This window comes from Streptomyces sp. NPDC059851 (genome assembly GCF_042732005.1).
Taxonomy (GTDB): domain Bacteria; phylum Actinomycetota; class Actinomycetes; order Streptomycetales; family Streptomycetaceae; genus Streptomyces.
In genome coordinates this window covers 1-13,127 of record NZ_JBHWJJ010000107.1, presented here as the reverse complement: position 1 = coordinate 13,127, position 13,127 = coordinate 1, and the positions used below count along the sequence as shown (strand labels likewise).

Below are 13,127 nucleotides of genomic sequence, written 5' to 3'. Positions count from 1 at the left end.
GCGAAGCCCCGCCGGCCGGGGCCGGCGGGGCTTCCTGGGCGTCAGCCCATGACCAGCAGGCGCGTGTTCGGCACCAGCTTCCGGTTCACGCTGGTGCTCTGCACGAAGATCGTGAAGTCGTCGTTGTGATCCGGCTTGACGCGAACTTCCGTGTCCGGGAGACCGAGCAGGGCTCGCGCCTCCGGTCCGGTGTACACCCGGTCCGTCTTCTTCTCCAGCACCGCGATCTTCTTCTGTGCCTGGATCTTCTCCGACTTGCTCAGCTGATAGAAAGCACAACCGGTGCGGTAAGTGTGCCCGCATTCGGTGATCCAGTCCCGGATCGCCGCTTCGCGGGCCACGGTAAGGAGCTGGTATTCCGACGGATCCACCGGCGTGAGACCGGCTGCCTTGATGGTGTCCTTGTTGACCGCTTCTGCACCCGTGGAGAACACCGCCCGCGATCCCCGGATGCCCTTGGAACGGCCCACCATGAATTTCTCGGTGGCCTGCTGGATGACCTTTCCGGCCTCCTCCAGGCCCTGAGTGCTCGTGGCGTCCCAGATGGCTATGTTGTCCTTCGGGAAGCCGCACTGCATGGCCTCGCGCTTGCCCATCTGGTCCGGGACGAGAACGGCCAGGGTCCAGTTGTCCTGCTGCGTCTCGATCATCGTGGCCACGGCCCGCACCAGTGCACGCGGGTCCCTTGCAGGGGCGCCCGGGCAGCGGTGACTCGCGTTCTCCTGGCCGTCGGTCAGGATGAACGTCAGGAAGCTGTGGTCGCCGTAGAGTTGGGCCGTCTGCGCAAGCTCCCGCTGCGACTTCAGCGTGGCCGCCAGTAGAGCCGTCATTCCACCGACCCGGTACAGCTGCTTGAGGGACGGCATGCGCAGCACGTCCTTGTCGTAGATGACGCACTCCACGTCGTCCGCGAATACGTACACCGTGACGCGCGTTTCCTGGTCCAGTTCCTGCGACCGGCGGGCCAGATAGGCGATCTGCTGGTCGGCGACTTCGACGACCTTGCGGCTCAGCTGCGACATGGACGAACTGGCATCCAGCACAAGAGCAACGTGATTGATGTAGTTCTGGTTTCCGGACATGGCCGCTCCCCCTTTTCCCGACTTGATGCTCCGATCCTCTCAGCCCCCACTGACAATCCATCGGGGCCGGCACCTCCACCCCGCCACCCGGCGCCGCCGCGGCCGAGCACCCGGACCCCGGTGGCGCCGGCGGCACCGACTGCGGCACCGACGGCGGCGGCGACCGTGCCGTCAGACGAAGGCCTCGCTGGACCCGGAGGCCAGGGCGGACAGGTCGATCGGTTCGCCCGGTTCGAGCCCCGCCACCCGGACGTTGCGCTCGACCTCCTCGTCGGCGGCGTCGAACTGCGGCTGGGCGAGTTCGAAGGTGGCGCTGGCGAAACGTCCCTGGCCGGCGTGGGCCGGATCGGGGTGGGGGTTGCGGTAGAGCTGCTCGGCGCGGTCGCGCAGTTCGAGCATGGTGGGGATGGCGAGGGCCATGTGCCGGGGACGGCCGTTGAAGGCGGAACCGAGGTAGCGCAGCAACACGGCGTAACGGGAGTTGAAGGCCACGGCGTGCTCGTACACGGCGCTGGTGCCGGCGAACTTGCGGTAGTCGGCAACCTTCGAGTCGCCGTGGATCGGGTAGGCGCCGTCCCAGTCGACGTCGATCAGCGGTCCGCTGGGCTGGTCACCGGGGCGGTCGTGCGGGCCGTAGCTGCGCTCGGTGTAGACCTCGTTGAAGCGGAAGTAATGGGCGAGTTCGCGCTGTTCGCCGAAGAGGCGGTCGTTGCTGTTCCAGATGCTGTCGCCGATCCCCTCGCCCTGCTCGCTGATCGTCTTGATGGCCAGCTTGGCCGTGGCGAGGTCGTGGACGGGGAAGACCTCGCCGCCGGAGTTGTAGAAGTCCTCCGGACCGACCTGGTGGCCGGGCCTCGTCCCGGGGAAGACCTCGTCGTGGCCGAGGGTCTCGACGAGGTGCTCCAGACCGCTCAGGATGACCTCGTAGAACTGCCCGATGGAGGTCCACCCGGATCCCTGGGCGGCGTCCGGCACCATTTCCCTGGGCTGTTCGATCCGCAGGAACGTCTTGAGGGCGGCGGGGGAGAAGTGCTGCAGTCCGATCGTCGGCACGCTGTCACCGCTGAAGGGCAGCTTCGCGGGGTACTTGGCGACGAAGCCGGTGCCGACCTTCGGGGTGCCGCCGACCGCGTTGAGCAGGTTGGCGACCAGTGTCATGTGGAGCATCTCCTCCACCAGGACGGCCCGGATCGCGTAGTACGCGGTGCGGTTGGTGCCGGGGCGGATGGTGTACATGCCGGTCATGTAGACCGGGATGGTGAGGTGCTCCACCTCCAGGGCTGCCTGGAGGTACTTGCGCAGGCCGGGCAGGGTCTCCGGCCGGGCGAAGCCCTGCTCGTCCAGTTCGAGTGCGGTGATCACGCGAGTACCTCCAACTCGTCGGCCGTGCCGCCCGGTCGCTGTCCGTCGGCGCTGCGGATGTCGGCCGGCCGCCGGTCGAGGAGCAGGTCCTCGTGGATCTGCTCCGCGCTGCGCAGGGCGAGGGCCAGCATGGTGATGGTGGGGTTGCTGGTGCCGATGGAGGGCATGCTGCCGCAGCCGACGGCGTACAGGTTCGGGTGGTCCCAGGTGCGCTGGAACTCGTCGACCACGGAGCTGCGGGCGGAGCTGCCCATGATGTGCGTGCCGGCTCCGTGCCCGGCGCCGCTGTAGGCCAGGTGCTCGGTCACGCCGTTCAAGGTGTGCTCGAAGTGGCCGAGCGGGGGCACGCCGTCGCGCGGGGCGTGGTCGGTGTAGTCGGTGGCGCCGAGGCGGTGGAAGACCTGCCGCGCCACCTGACGGGCGGCGAACAGTCCGTCGCGGGTGTGCTGGTCGAGGTCGTACGTGATGACCGGGCGGAGGTTGCCCATGGCGTCGCGGTAGCGACGGTCGAGGGTGACCCGGTTGCTGGGGTTCGCCGACTGCTCGACGGCGATCTGCAGTTGGAGTTGCCGGCCGATGGTGGAGCCGAGCAGCCGGCGCAGCTCCGGCCCGAACACGCCGTCCGGGCGGACCCCGCCCTCCCGGTCGCCGCCGATGCCGAGGGCGGTGGCGACGTTGCTCATGGGCGCGCCGGTGGCCCAGCCCCAACCCCAGTTGCCGATCTCGATCCGGAACGGGGCCCGCCGGCTGCGTCCCGCCCCGAAGCGGAACGCCTCCCAGCCGGAGGTGTGCCCGGGCCCGCGGAACGGCCCGACCGGTCCCCGCTCCACGTCGGCGAGGGCCCAGTTGAGGAGGGTGGGGTGGTCCATCAGGTTGCGGCCCACCTGGTCGCTCCCGTTGGCGAGCCCGGAGGACAGCAGCAGGCGGGCGTTCTCGATGGCGTGCGCGGCGAGCACGACGACGTCCGCCTCGACCACGTACGAGCGGCTGACCGGTGAGGCGGGGTCGGTGTACGTACGGAATTCCACGCCGCTCACCAGGCCGCCCCGCGTCGCGCCACCCAGGCGGACCCGGGTGGCGACGCAGCGGGTGGCGAGCGTGACCGTACGCGCGAAGCGGGCCTGCTGGCGCAGCGGGTGGGACTTGGCCTGCACCGGGCAGATCGGCACGCAGCTGGCATTGCCGACGCAGCGCTCGCCGTAGTTGGGCAGCCCGACCGCACCCTCGGGCCGGTACGGGGTCGGGGAGTAGGGCGAGGAGTAGGCCGGGTTCGGGGTGGAGTTGCGGGCCTGCGGCAGGCTCCTGAGCTGCAGCTCGTAGGTCTCGGCGGTGACCTCGTCCAGAATGTGCGTGCCGTTGAGGTCCTTGCAGTACTGGTCGATGTAGCTGGTTGGGATCTGGTGCATCGGGTAGACGTACTCGTCGCTGGTGACGACGCCGATCGCGCGCTGGTCGTCCGCGTTCCCGGCGACGCCCAGTTCGTACTCGGCCCGGGCGTACCACTCCTGCAGCTCCTGCGGATCGATCGGCCAGCTGCGGCCGTAACCGTGGTCCTCGGTGGCGAAGTCCTCGGGGTGCATGCGCGGCACCGCCCCGAGCCAGTGCATCGCGGTGCCGCCCAACTCGCGGAGGTAGTCGGTGCCGTAGGGGAGCCGGCCGTTCTGGACGAAGTAGCCGTTGGCGGTGAACTCCGGCAGGCCGGGCTTCGGGTCGCGGACCGGGGCGAGGTCGAGGACGTCCGGGAAGGGGGCGGCGACGCTGCGCCGGTAGGCGGAGTTGGGCACCTTGGCCACGGCGGAGTGGAAGGTGGCGAGCGAGTCCAGGTAGCCGGGCCAGGTCTCCGTGCCGCCGTTGCCGGCCTCCAGGACGAGGACGCGCCAGCCGAGGTCGCCGAGTTCCTTGGCGATGAGGCTGCCGGACCAGCCGCCACCGACGATGACGACGTCGTAGCGTCGGCGGACGGCTTCGTCCGCGCTGACGGTTGGGGTCATGCGGGTTCCTCCGAGGTGTCGGGCCGGGCGGCGGCGCTGGGGACGGCGGACGGCGGGATGCTGCGGGAGGCGCGGTGGCCGGGCAGCAGGTGGTCGGGGACCGCATCCAGGGCGACCTCGGCGGCGAGCCCGGTGCGGCAGCCCAGTTCGCCGATGCCGAGGTCCTCGCGCAGCGCCGTGGTCTCGGGTTGGGCCGGCGGCGGGACGGCCCAGGTGCCGAAGCCCGGCGGCTTGGCGCCGGACGGGTGGCCGTGGAACGTACGCCATACCAGGCCCTCGACGTACGCCTCGGGCGCGACGACGAACTCCTCGTTGGCCATCTCCCGGCGCAGCTCCGCGTGCGCGGCCGGCGCCAGGCGCGGCCAAGCCCCGGTCAGCCACATGTAGGTCAGCGCCCGTGCCACCTCAAGGTGGGTGGGGGACAGGTTCTGCGGACCGTGGCGCGACGAGGCGGCCGCGGTCCATGCGGCCCAGAACTCGGCGAACCGGTCCGGTCCGACCTGTCGGCGGGCGGTTTCCAGATAGAGCCCGGCCATGCCGGTGGCGTACAGGTCGAACGCGGGGAAGCCGGTCAGCGGCACACAGAGGTCGACGAAGTCCTCGACGTCCTTCGTCACGGCGGGAACGGTCATTTCGCTCCTCTCTCACGGGGGAGGTCGCCCGGACGGGCGGAGGAGGCCGCACCTCGAACAGGTCCCGGGCGAATCGCCTCGCATCATGGCCCGGATCGGTGTCGTGCCGTCGGCCGAGCGGGAGCGAGGGACCGGTTTCACCCACCCGGGCGGTAACTGTGCCGGTGCACGCGCCCGTTTCGCGCTGGCACGCCCCGCCCGCGGAGCGCGGCGGGGCGACGCGTTCCGTCGAGCCGGCGCGCGGAGGGTGTCACAGCACGCGGGGGTACCACCGTCTGTGCACGGCGGGTTCCACGCACAGCACGCATCCGCCCGCGATCGTGCCGACCAGCAGGGCGGGCCACCCGCCACCGTTGAGGAGTGCCCCGAGGCAGGCGGCGGCTACGGCGAGCGGGCGCAGCAGGGTCAGCGGACCGAGGCCGACGACCGTCGCGAGGGTGCTGGCGCGGAACGGCAGCAAGAAGTAGGCGGCGAGCGAGAGCAGGACGCCGGCGGCGTAGACGGTGAGCGGGAGCAGGTAGCCGAAGCCTCCGGCTGTCAGGGTGGCGTACGTCCGGGCCGTGTCGGACGCGGTCAGCAGGAGGAGTGCGGCCGTCAGCGCGGGGACGAGGAGCAGGACGCTCCCGACGGCCAGCCCGCGCAGGGCGGCTCGGGCGGTCGCCCGGTGTTTGCGGATCCGGGCGTCACGGCCGGCGTACGCCCGGAAGCCGCTGAACGCCGCGTCGGTCAGACCGAGGAGTACGAGCCATACGGCGGGGGTCACCGAGCAGACCCGGCAAGGTCTTGCAGTCCCACCAGCCGGCGCGCGGCCCGCCCGAGGGCCAGGCGGAGCGGTGCCTCCAGGTGCGGGCGCACTCCCATCACCGGGCGCAGCGTGGTGCAGAACGGGTTCACTGCGCCGCGCGGCTCGTACAGCAGTGGCCGGATGCCCGGTACGGCGGCGGCGCGCAGCAGCGTCTCGTCACTGTGGGCGCGCTGCGCCGAGACCACGCCGTCGTGGCGGCCGAGCGGGTGGCGCATCCGGGCCCGGTGGAAGACCCGGGCTCCGATGGGCGCGAGCCGGGTCGCGGCGATGTCGAAGTGGCAGAAGGCCAGCGCCGGTGAGGCGGCCTGTGCCTGGAAGAACGCGGTGAGGGCAGCACCGCGGAAATGGTGCAGCACACCGGTGGAGACGTAGACGGTCGCCGCCTCGGGGAGGTCGAAGGCGTTCCCGTGGACGAAGCGGCAGCCGAGCCCCTCGGCGCGGGCGAGCCTGTCCGCCTCGCCGACCAATGCGGCATCGAGGTCGACGCCGACCAACTCGACGTCCGGCCCGAGGGCGTCGGTGGCCGCCAGCCAGCGGACCAGGTATCCCAGTCCGCAACCCACGTCGACCAAGCGGTACGGGCCGGGCTGCCCCGTGCTCGCCCGGATCGCGGTGAAGAGCGGGCCGAGCAGGTGTACCAGGCGTTCGCCGATCCGGAGCTCCTCGCTCAGGCGCTGGAGCTCGGTGTGCACGGTGATGAGCAGGCGGTCCACGGCGTGCGGGTCGAGTACGCCGTCCGCGTCCGCGGGCAGCCCGGAGACCACCTCGGCCGCCCGCTCGTCGCCGGTCTCACGGAGCCGGCGGATCACCTCGGCGCGCTGGACCGGGAGCCGGTGGCCGCTGTTCGGATCCACTGATGTGATCAGATCGGAGATCTCAAGTCGGTCCACGCGGGACCCAGGATCCAGGCACGTGTCGGCGGCTGCGGACCGCGCGGGTCGAAGCACCCCCACCCCCCTTTGAACGCGTTCATGTGAACGTGTTCAATATAGACCACGCGTGTCACCGAGAGGCCCGCGCGCCCCAAGAGGAGCTCGTGGGCCATGGGGCGCGGTGACGAGGCGACAGGCGGGTTGCGGAAGAGACCGACGTAATCGATCAGCGGGTGGCGACAGGTGCGCTCCCGCAGCGCGAACGGCGCGCCGACGCCCACCGCGACCCCGAGGAGGTCGCCCAGGCGGCCTCCCACGATGAAGAAGCGGCCGTCTCGGCGGTGATCGCGCTCATGACACCAGCACACCCCGAGCCGCGCCGCTCGACCAGCCGGGCCGCCGACGCGGCGCCGCGGCGGCGCCGCGTCGCGGAGCGGAAGCGGGGGAGCACGCGGCCCCGCAGGGGATCGCGACGAGGGCTTCCGACGGACCGGGCACAGCCGCGACGGGCCCGCGACGCGCTGTCCGGGTCACGGCCGGACGGCACCCCGGGGGCCGGGTGTCAGAGGGGTTGGAGCCGGGTCCGAAGGAGGCAGAACTCGTTGCCTTCCGGGTCGGCCAGAACGTGCCAGCTCTCGGTGCCGGTCTGGCCGACGTCGACGGGCGTGGCGCCGAGAGCGAGTAGCCGCTCCAGCTCGGCGTCCTGTTCGCGGTCGGTGGGGTTGACGTCGATGTGCAGGCGGAGCTTCCCGGTCCGCGGGTCGCTGCTGGGGCTGAGGACGAGGACGGGAGGGCCACCGGGCCCGGCGTCGGGCGGCCCGATGGCGATGCTTCCGTCGTCTTCCCGGCCGAGTTCGACGTAGCCGAGGACGTTGCTCCAGAATGCGGCGAGCCGGTCGGCGTCGGCGCAGTCGATGACCAACTCACTGATGCGACATGCCATGACCGCCAGTGTACGGACCCCGACCGGGAGCCGACCGTCGGCCGCATGCTCTGCCGGCGGCCCGGGCACGGAGTCGGCGGCGGTCAGGTCAGCAAGCGCTCGATGGCCTCGCGGGCACGGGCACTCGACGCGGCAGCATCGGCCAGGGACCGGGCCAGGGCGTCGATCCACTCGTCCACGTCCACCGGGCGCCGGGAGAGCACGACGCCCCGCACCTCGTGGACGATCTCGCCGGCCACCCGTCCCCGATCCATCCGCAGCGAGAGCTGCTGCTCCCCGAGCAGCACGTGCAGTTCGGCGACCGAGCCCCCACGCCCGGCCAGCCGTTCCGTCATGGAACGCCTGCGCTTGACCCGTACGGCACCGGGCGGCAGCGATTCCGCCAGGTTCGCCGACAACACTTCGACGTAGAGGCTCAGATCCGCGCTGTCCTGGCGCAGCGCCGCCGCCAGCAGTTCCACTTCCCGCTCAGGCATCGAGGCTCACCACCATGGTCGGCGTGTCGATGACGTGGTCGTCGCGCAGCGAGCGCACCGCCGTGCCGATGGCGAAGAACTCAGTGGTGTGCGATCCCCAGGAGTGTGAGTGCTGCCTCAGCCGGACCGCCACGATCCCCTCGGCCTCCAGGGCCTGCGCCTCCGCCCGCATGCGGGTCATCGCCAGCTCGCGCGCATCGTAGAGCGCCTGGGTGAAGGGCTCGATCTCGACGTTGCGGCCTGCGGTGCTCAGCGCTTGTGCGAAGCGTTGGTGCGCCACGTGGTAGACGCACGACCCCATGACCATGCCCAGCGGCGCGTACCCGGCCCGGACCAGTGTCCAGAACTCCTGGCCGGACAGGTCCGAGGTGAAGGGCTCGCCCTTGGTGTTGAGCCAAGTCCCGCTCGGTCCCGGGTCCGCACCGTCCGCCTCCACCGCCGTGCCGACCGCGATGAACTCGGCGATGTCCGAGCCGAATTCCTTGAACTCGATGTCCAGCCGCACCCCCACGATCCCGTCCGCCCCCAAGGCGCGCGCCTCCGCCGCCATCCGGCTCATCGCCAGCTCGCGCGCGTGGTACATGGCCTGCGACAGCTTGGTGAGCTCCTGGTTCTTCGACCACCGGCCGAGCTGGATGCCGACGTGGTACACCGAGGAGCCGAGGACCAGGCCGAGCGGGCGGAAGCCGGCTTCGCGCACCAGCAGGAACTCGTTCACCGTCAGGTCGGACGTGAACAGCGAACGTTTCTGCCCGGGACCGGCCTGTGCGAGCCGCCGCATCGCGTCCTCGGCCATGGCCTCCGCAGCCGGCTGCGCGGCTTCCGCGGCCCGGTCCCGTCCTCTTCGCTCGATCATGTCAGCGCTCGCGCTCCAGTCTCATGATGGTCAGTGGCCCGGCTCCCGCAGACCGCGCGGAGCGGCCGAACCGGGCCACGGTGGTACCGGTGAAGACGGCTTCCGCGGTGAAATCGCGCCCGTACCCGAACGCAGGGCACTCGATCTCCCGCACCCGCAACTCCGCCTCGTCCACCACCACCCCGTCGCCGCCGTGCCCCGCCGCTCCGACCGCCAGCTGGTTCCGGGCTTGGTGACGGACGTGGCCGAGCAACTGGGTGTGGCCGTCGACCTCCTGGTTCCCGGCGGTCCAGGACGTCCGGCGGGAGGTGCGCCAGTCGTCGTGCCGGGCTTCGAGGGCGATGCCGAAGGCGATTCCGGTGGGCACCCATCCGGCGTGCACGAGCTTGGCGAAGTCCTGGCCGCTCAGGTGCGCTGTGAAGGGCAGGCGCGGCCGGATGTGCGAGCGGGCCCGGACGCCGGTGCCCAGCGCGGTGAACTCCAGGCCTCCTCCGGGGAACGTGTCGACCCGCAGCTGCACCCCGACGACCCCGTCGCCGTCGAGCGCGCGGCACTCGGCCACCGCACGGGTGACCGCCAGTCTGCGCGCCGCGTACATCGTCCGCACCAACGGTGCGAGGGACGCGTCCCACGCCGAGGACGGCACCTTCCTGCCGTCGGTGACCGACCACGCGCCCGGGCAGCCCCACAGGCCGGTGTACCCGTCGTCAAAGACGGCCGTGCCGAACACCTGCCCGACGGGATCGAACCCGACGCCCTTGATCGCCGTGAACTCCTCGGCCGACAGCGCCGAATCCCAGGCGTGAGCGGAGCGGGTCTTTGCCGTCCCGCCGCGGGCGACCGGGGACGGACCGGCATCTCGTTGGTAAGCCATCGACCCCTCTGCCATCAACCCGGCACCTCACGGCGCGGCTCGCCCGGCCATTCGGCAGCGTATATCACGGGAGCGACCAACGAAACGCTGATCACGAGCGCCAAAGTCCCTCTGCCCCGGCCCCCTTGGAGCCGACCGCCGGACCGCCGGCCATCAGAGGGAGCAGGCGGCTTCCGGGCCCGAAGGAGGCCCGGCCCGCGAAATCCGACCGGTGCCCGACACGGCACTTGGGCGTTGCGTTCAGCGGCGGCATGCCACCAGGCGGGAGGGGACGGGGCGGTGGTACTGGCGGTGGGTTGATCGGGATGCAGCCCGAGCCGCCGTAGCGCGTCGGCATGGACGCGGATGACGAACCAGCCGTGCCAGCGGCCATCGGGACCTGCGCCGCAGGACAAGTCCCAGCAGATCTCGTCCGGGGCGAAGGGCATCCGGTCGATGCCGCGGTCGCGCAGTCAAGCACGTGCGGCCGCCTTCGGGTGCAGGCGGCCCAGGTGTTCGTACGCCGCGATCGTGATCCAGGCGGTGCTCGACGCGTCCATGGCAGCCATGATGCCGAGTCTCCGTGGCGGAGGGCGCCGACATTGCACTACGAGCCGCTGGAAGGGCGTTGTCCGGTCAGCGGGTCTCGACATTGCCGAACCGGGCGTCTGCTGCGTTGTGTCGGCGCCTTCATGGCGCCGCTTCAGTTGGCGCGGGTGTAGCGGGCGTTCTCCGTCCAGATCTCCTCTAGCCTTACGCGGGTGCCGGGCCGGGGAGCGTGCCAGATCTTGCCGTTGCCCGCGTAAATACCCACGTGGGCCATGGTCGAGCCGGCGGGGAAGAAGACGAGGTCCCCTGCGGTGCGCTGCCGGCGCGAAATCCGGCGGGTGCTCCGGTACTGCTGCTCAGCAGTACGGGGGAGCGTCCGCCCTGCCTTTCGGAAGGCGTAGAGCGTGAGACCCGAGCAGTCGAATTTCCGCGGGCCCGTGGCACCGTAGGCGTACGGAGCGCCCTCTTTGGAGGCGGCGATGGCGACGGCTTTGGCGCCGTACGAGGAGGCCGCTTCGGCGGGCGTGGCGGGTACGGACACCGTGGCCAGAGAAGTTATGAGCAAGAAGGCGAGAGAACGCGGAGCACCTCGTCGAGGTCCGCGCCTGTCGTAGTTGTCGTCTGACTGGCGGTGATCAATCGTCGAGCAGGGCAATCGCGATCCCTTCGTATCCAGGTACAGGAACGGACGATGAGGCTGCTCTCCAGTGATATGCGTACTGGCTCTCGGCAACGGCCCATTGTTCTCGCCAGATATGCGTCGGAGGCCTTCGGACACGCGCTGAAACATCTCGGTTGGGTAAAGCGCCCGCGAAAAATGCCGATGATCTGAAATGGCTGGGCCGGTCGCTTCGGAACGCCGCGCACGGCCAGGACATCGGCGCTTCGGGTGACAACCTGCTTGCTTCCTACGTCAATTGTTCATACGGCGGTGCGGTGGGCCGAAGTCGGTGTGGTGCTGAGGATTTCACCCTTCCGGCTGCTCGGCCGTTTTCCGGCTACAGGACTTTCCCATCGGGCAGTTGACCGTACGAACGGCGCTCTACCGGCCGATATCCGGCTGGTAGTAGGACTTGCGCACCGTGACGGCGCCACAGCCGCTCTGACCGGAAGTGGCGAACCGGGCTGACGGTTTCCGCTGCCCTGCGTTCGGACAGTGGTCGCCCACCGGTGCATCCGAGTGCCCGCGCCCGCCGCTACGGCTGGGAACCGGATGGTTAACTGCGGATCAACTGGACCTTAAGGCTGCCTTTGGTGGCGCTGCCCCGGCGTTGGTCCAGAACTGCCGGTGTGAGTGCCGGATGCACGCCGACTCCCACGGGCGTAGGGGCTGTGACCTGCTTCTTCGAAGGCAATCCAGGAGTCGCGCGCTCCGTGGTGTCCCGGTGCGGCGCCCCACGGTGCCTCGCGGGGGGATGCGTAGGGCTGCAACAGCACTGAACTGGCCCGGCACGTGAGCCGTATGCAGGACGAAGGGGGAGCGTCCATCGGATCGAGGAGTGCCAGTGTCGAGGAAACGCACTATGAGTCCCAAGAAGAAGATCGTGCTGTCCGTCGTCGCGGGAGCGCTGGCTGCCGGAGGCGTCGTCACCACGATGGCGACCGGCAATGCCGCTGTCCCCGACGTCGTCTGTCAGGGGTCGACGGTCACGTTGTCGGGTGAGGGGGGTGCGCCGGCGGCGAGCAGTGGGACGTTCCCGGTGGGGACGAAGCTGAAGGTGACGAACCTGGACAACGGTCGTGCGACGACGGTGACGGTGAACGGTCCGTCGGGCAGTTGTGCCCTGCTGAACAACGCGGCCTTCGAGCAGGTGCGGGAGCCGGGCAAGAACTTGATCCGGCGGGCACGCATCGAGCGCGTGGGCTGAGCGACCGGAGCCGATGCGGGGCCACGATGCCGCGGCGGGGGCACGCCGTCGCCGCCGCGGCACCGGCCCTTCCGGGCCACCCCGCAGCCGGTGCCCGGTATCGCGCCATCGGGCCGACCGGAGGTCGCCGAGGTGGACGGATCGCTTCCGCGGTGGGGGTGGGGCGGCAACCTGGGGGCGGCGTGGCCCGGAGGAGACCGGGGTCCGGGATTTTCTGAGCCAATGTGCCGGGAACAGCGGAGGAGATCCCCCGTGGAGAGGCTCCCTCCGGCGAGCGCACGACTACGTTGACTGTCCGTCAGGGGGCCGATGGGCGGCCCCTGGGACTCCACGGAGGTATTTGGTGATGAGGCACATGCCGCGCGTCCTCGCCGCCGGTGCGCTGGCCGTCGCCGCCCTCGCGGTGACCGCACCGTCCGCCAGTGCCGGCAGCACCGCTGCGCTCGCCTGCACCGCCAACTGGTCGGTCTCCTCGGGCGAGGGCTACGCGAACGGCAAGTGGTGCGACAACAACACCCGGGTCTCCGGCACGGTGCACGACACCAAGTCGGACGGCCGCTGTCCGTTCGTACGGGGCTACCTGTCCGGCGGTGGCTGGAGGGACAGCGACTGGGCCGGCCCGAAGGGCGACTCTTCCCCCGTCAACATCTCCGCCCCCTCCGGCCAAACCTTCACCCATGTGGCCATGAGTTACATCCGCTGCTGATCGCTCCCAGTACCCGGGGAGATGCGTGGGAGCGCCGCCGCCGCGCGTGCGGTTCGGCGGTGGGGCGCCCCCCCGGCCCCAGTCTGGTTTAAAAAACTGAAGCGGGCCACGAATTTGGGGGTGTATATGTAG

12 protein-coding genes and 2 pseudogenes are annotated in these 13,127 nt (G+C 70.5%); 2 read left to right on the top strand and 12 right to left on the bottom strand.

What is annotated here, in order from left to right:
* Positions 1–41: 41 nt before the first annotated feature.
* The 12 genes and pseudogenes from ACFV7Q_RS28485 to ACFV7Q_RS28430 form a co-directional block, all read right to left on the bottom strand.
* Positions 42–1,082 carry a vWA domain-containing protein gene (locus tag ACFV7Q_RS28485; protein ID WP_385432567.1) on the bottom strand — a complete coding sequence of 347 codons (1,041 nt, stop codon included), beginning with the start codon at positions 1,080–1,082 and terminating at the stop codon, positions 42–44.
* 171 nt (positions 1,083–1,253) lie between these two features.
* Complete coding sequence (locus ACFV7Q_RS28480; RefSeq protein WP_385432566.1) at positions 1,254–2,444, bottom strand: ferritin-like protein; 1,191 nt, start codon at positions 2,442–2,444, stop codon at positions 1,254–1,256.
* Positions 2,441–4,435 (bottom strand): GMC oxidoreductase, encoded by a 1,995-nt coding sequence (locus ACFV7Q_RS28475; protein ID WP_385432564.1) that lies wholly within the window; start codon positions 4,433–4,435, stop codon positions 2,441–2,443. Before ACFV7Q_RS28475 ends, ACFV7Q_RS28480 begins: the two co-directional genes overlap by 4 nt.
* Positions 4,432–5,067 (bottom strand): hypothetical protein, encoded by a 636-nt coding sequence (locus ACFV7Q_RS28470; protein WP_385432562.1) that lies wholly within the window; start codon positions 5,065–5,067, stop codon positions 4,432–4,434. The genes ACFV7Q_RS28475 and ACFV7Q_RS28470 overlap by 4 nt, the downstream gene beginning before the upstream one ends.
* 250 nt (positions 5,068–5,317) lie before the next feature.
* Positions 5,318–5,830 (bottom strand): hypothetical protein, encoded by a 513-nt coding sequence (locus tag ACFV7Q_RS28465; RefSeq protein ID WP_385432561.1) that lies wholly within the window; start codon positions 5,828–5,830, stop codon positions 5,318–5,320.
* A complete protein-coding gene (locus tag ACFV7Q_RS28460; protein ID WP_385432559.1) occupies positions 5,827–6,762 on the bottom strand; it encodes a class I SAM-dependent methyltransferase in 936 nt (311 codons plus the stop codon). Before ACFV7Q_RS28460 ends, ACFV7Q_RS28465 begins: the two co-directional genes overlap by 4 nt.
* A gap of 544 nt (positions 6,763–7,306) precedes the next feature.
* Positions 7,307–7,687: a VOC family protein gene (locus ACFV7Q_RS28455; protein ID WP_385432557.1), complete on the bottom strand. Its 381-nt coding sequence runs from the start codon at positions 7,685–7,687 to the stop codon at positions 7,307–7,309.
* Positions 7,688–7,770: 83 nt separating this feature from the next.
* Positions 7,771–8,163, bottom strand: a complete 393-nt coding sequence (locus ACFV7Q_RS28450; protein ID WP_385432555.1) for a hypothetical protein — start codon at positions 8,161–8,163, stop codon at positions 7,771–7,773.
* Positions 8,156–9,019, bottom strand: coding sequence for a heavy metal-binding domain-containing protein (locus ACFV7Q_RS28445; protein WP_385432553.1), 864 nt, complete (start codon positions 9,017–9,019; stop codon positions 8,156–8,158). The genes ACFV7Q_RS28450 and ACFV7Q_RS28445 overlap by 8 nt, the downstream gene beginning before the upstream one ends.
* A 1-nt stretch (position 9,020) precedes the next feature.
* On the bottom strand, positions 9,021–9,893 hold the full coding sequence (locus ACFV7Q_RS28440) for a heavy metal-binding domain-containing protein (protein WP_385432551.1): 873 nt from the start codon (positions 9,891–9,893) through the stop codon (positions 9,021–9,023).
* A 227-nt stretch (positions 9,894–10,120) separates the two neighbouring features.
* Positions 10,121–10,321 (bottom strand): annotated as a pseudogene (locus tag ACFV7Q_RS28435) (hypothetical protein); the annotation flags it as partial.
* A gap of 254 nt (positions 10,322–10,575) precedes the next feature.
* Entirely contained in the window at positions 10,576–10,986 is a 411-nt protein-coding gene (locus ACFV7Q_RS28430) for a C40 family peptidase (protein ID WP_385432550.1), read from the bottom strand.
* Positions 10,987–12,040: 1,054 nt separating this feature from the next.
* On the opposite strand from ACFV7Q_RS28430, the pseudogene ACFV7Q_RS28425 reads away from it, so the two are divergent.
* Both ACFV7Q_RS28425 and ACFV7Q_RS28420 read left to right on the top strand, forming a co-directional pair.
* Positions 12,041–12,289, top strand: a pseudogene (locus ACFV7Q_RS28425) (hypothetical protein); the annotation flags it as partial.
* Positions 12,290–12,635: 346 nt separating this feature from the next.
* Complete coding sequence (locus tag ACFV7Q_RS28420) at positions 12,636–12,995, top strand: hypothetical protein (RefSeq protein WP_385432548.1); 360 nt, start codon at positions 12,636–12,638, stop codon at positions 12,993–12,995.
* Positions 12,996–13,127 lie beyond the last annotated feature (132 nt).

What these genes read in the sequence shown, in the direction of transcription:
- ACFV7Q_RS28485 (WP_385432567.1), bottom strand. Translation starts at nt 1,082, where the DNA reads ATGTCCGGAAACCAGAACTACATCAATCACGTTGCTCTTGTGCTGGAT.
- ACFV7Q_RS28475 (WP_385432564.1), bottom strand. Translation starts at nt 4,435, where the DNA reads ATGACCCCAACCGTCAGCGCGGACGAAGCCGTCCGCCGACGCTACGAC.
- ACFV7Q_RS28470 (WP_385432562.1), bottom strand. Translation starts at nt 5,067, where the DNA reads ATGACCGTTCCCGCCGTGACGAAGGACGTCGAGGACTTCGTCGACCTC.
- ACFV7Q_RS28455 (WP_385432557.1), bottom strand. Translation starts at nt 7,687, where the DNA reads ATGGCATGTCGCATCAGTGAGTTGGTCATCGACTGCGCCGACGCCGAC.
- ACFV7Q_RS28450 (WP_385432555.1), bottom strand. Translation starts at nt 8,163, where the DNA reads ATGCCTGAGCGGGAAGTGGAACTGCTGGCGGCGGCGCTGCGCCAGGAC.
- ACFV7Q_RS28445 (WP_385432553.1), bottom strand. Translation starts at nt 9,019, where the DNA reads ATGATCGAGCGAAGAGGACGGGACCGGGCCGCGGAAGCCGCGCAGCCG.
- ACFV7Q_RS28440 (WP_385432551.1), bottom strand. Translation starts at nt 9,893, where the DNA reads ATGGCTTACCAACGAGATGCCGGTCCGTCCCCGGTCGCCCGCGGCGGG.
- ACFV7Q_RS28420 (WP_385432548.1), top strand. Translation starts at nt 12,636, where the DNA reads ATGAGGCACATGCCGCGCGTCCTCGCCGCCGGTGCGCTGGCCGTCGCC.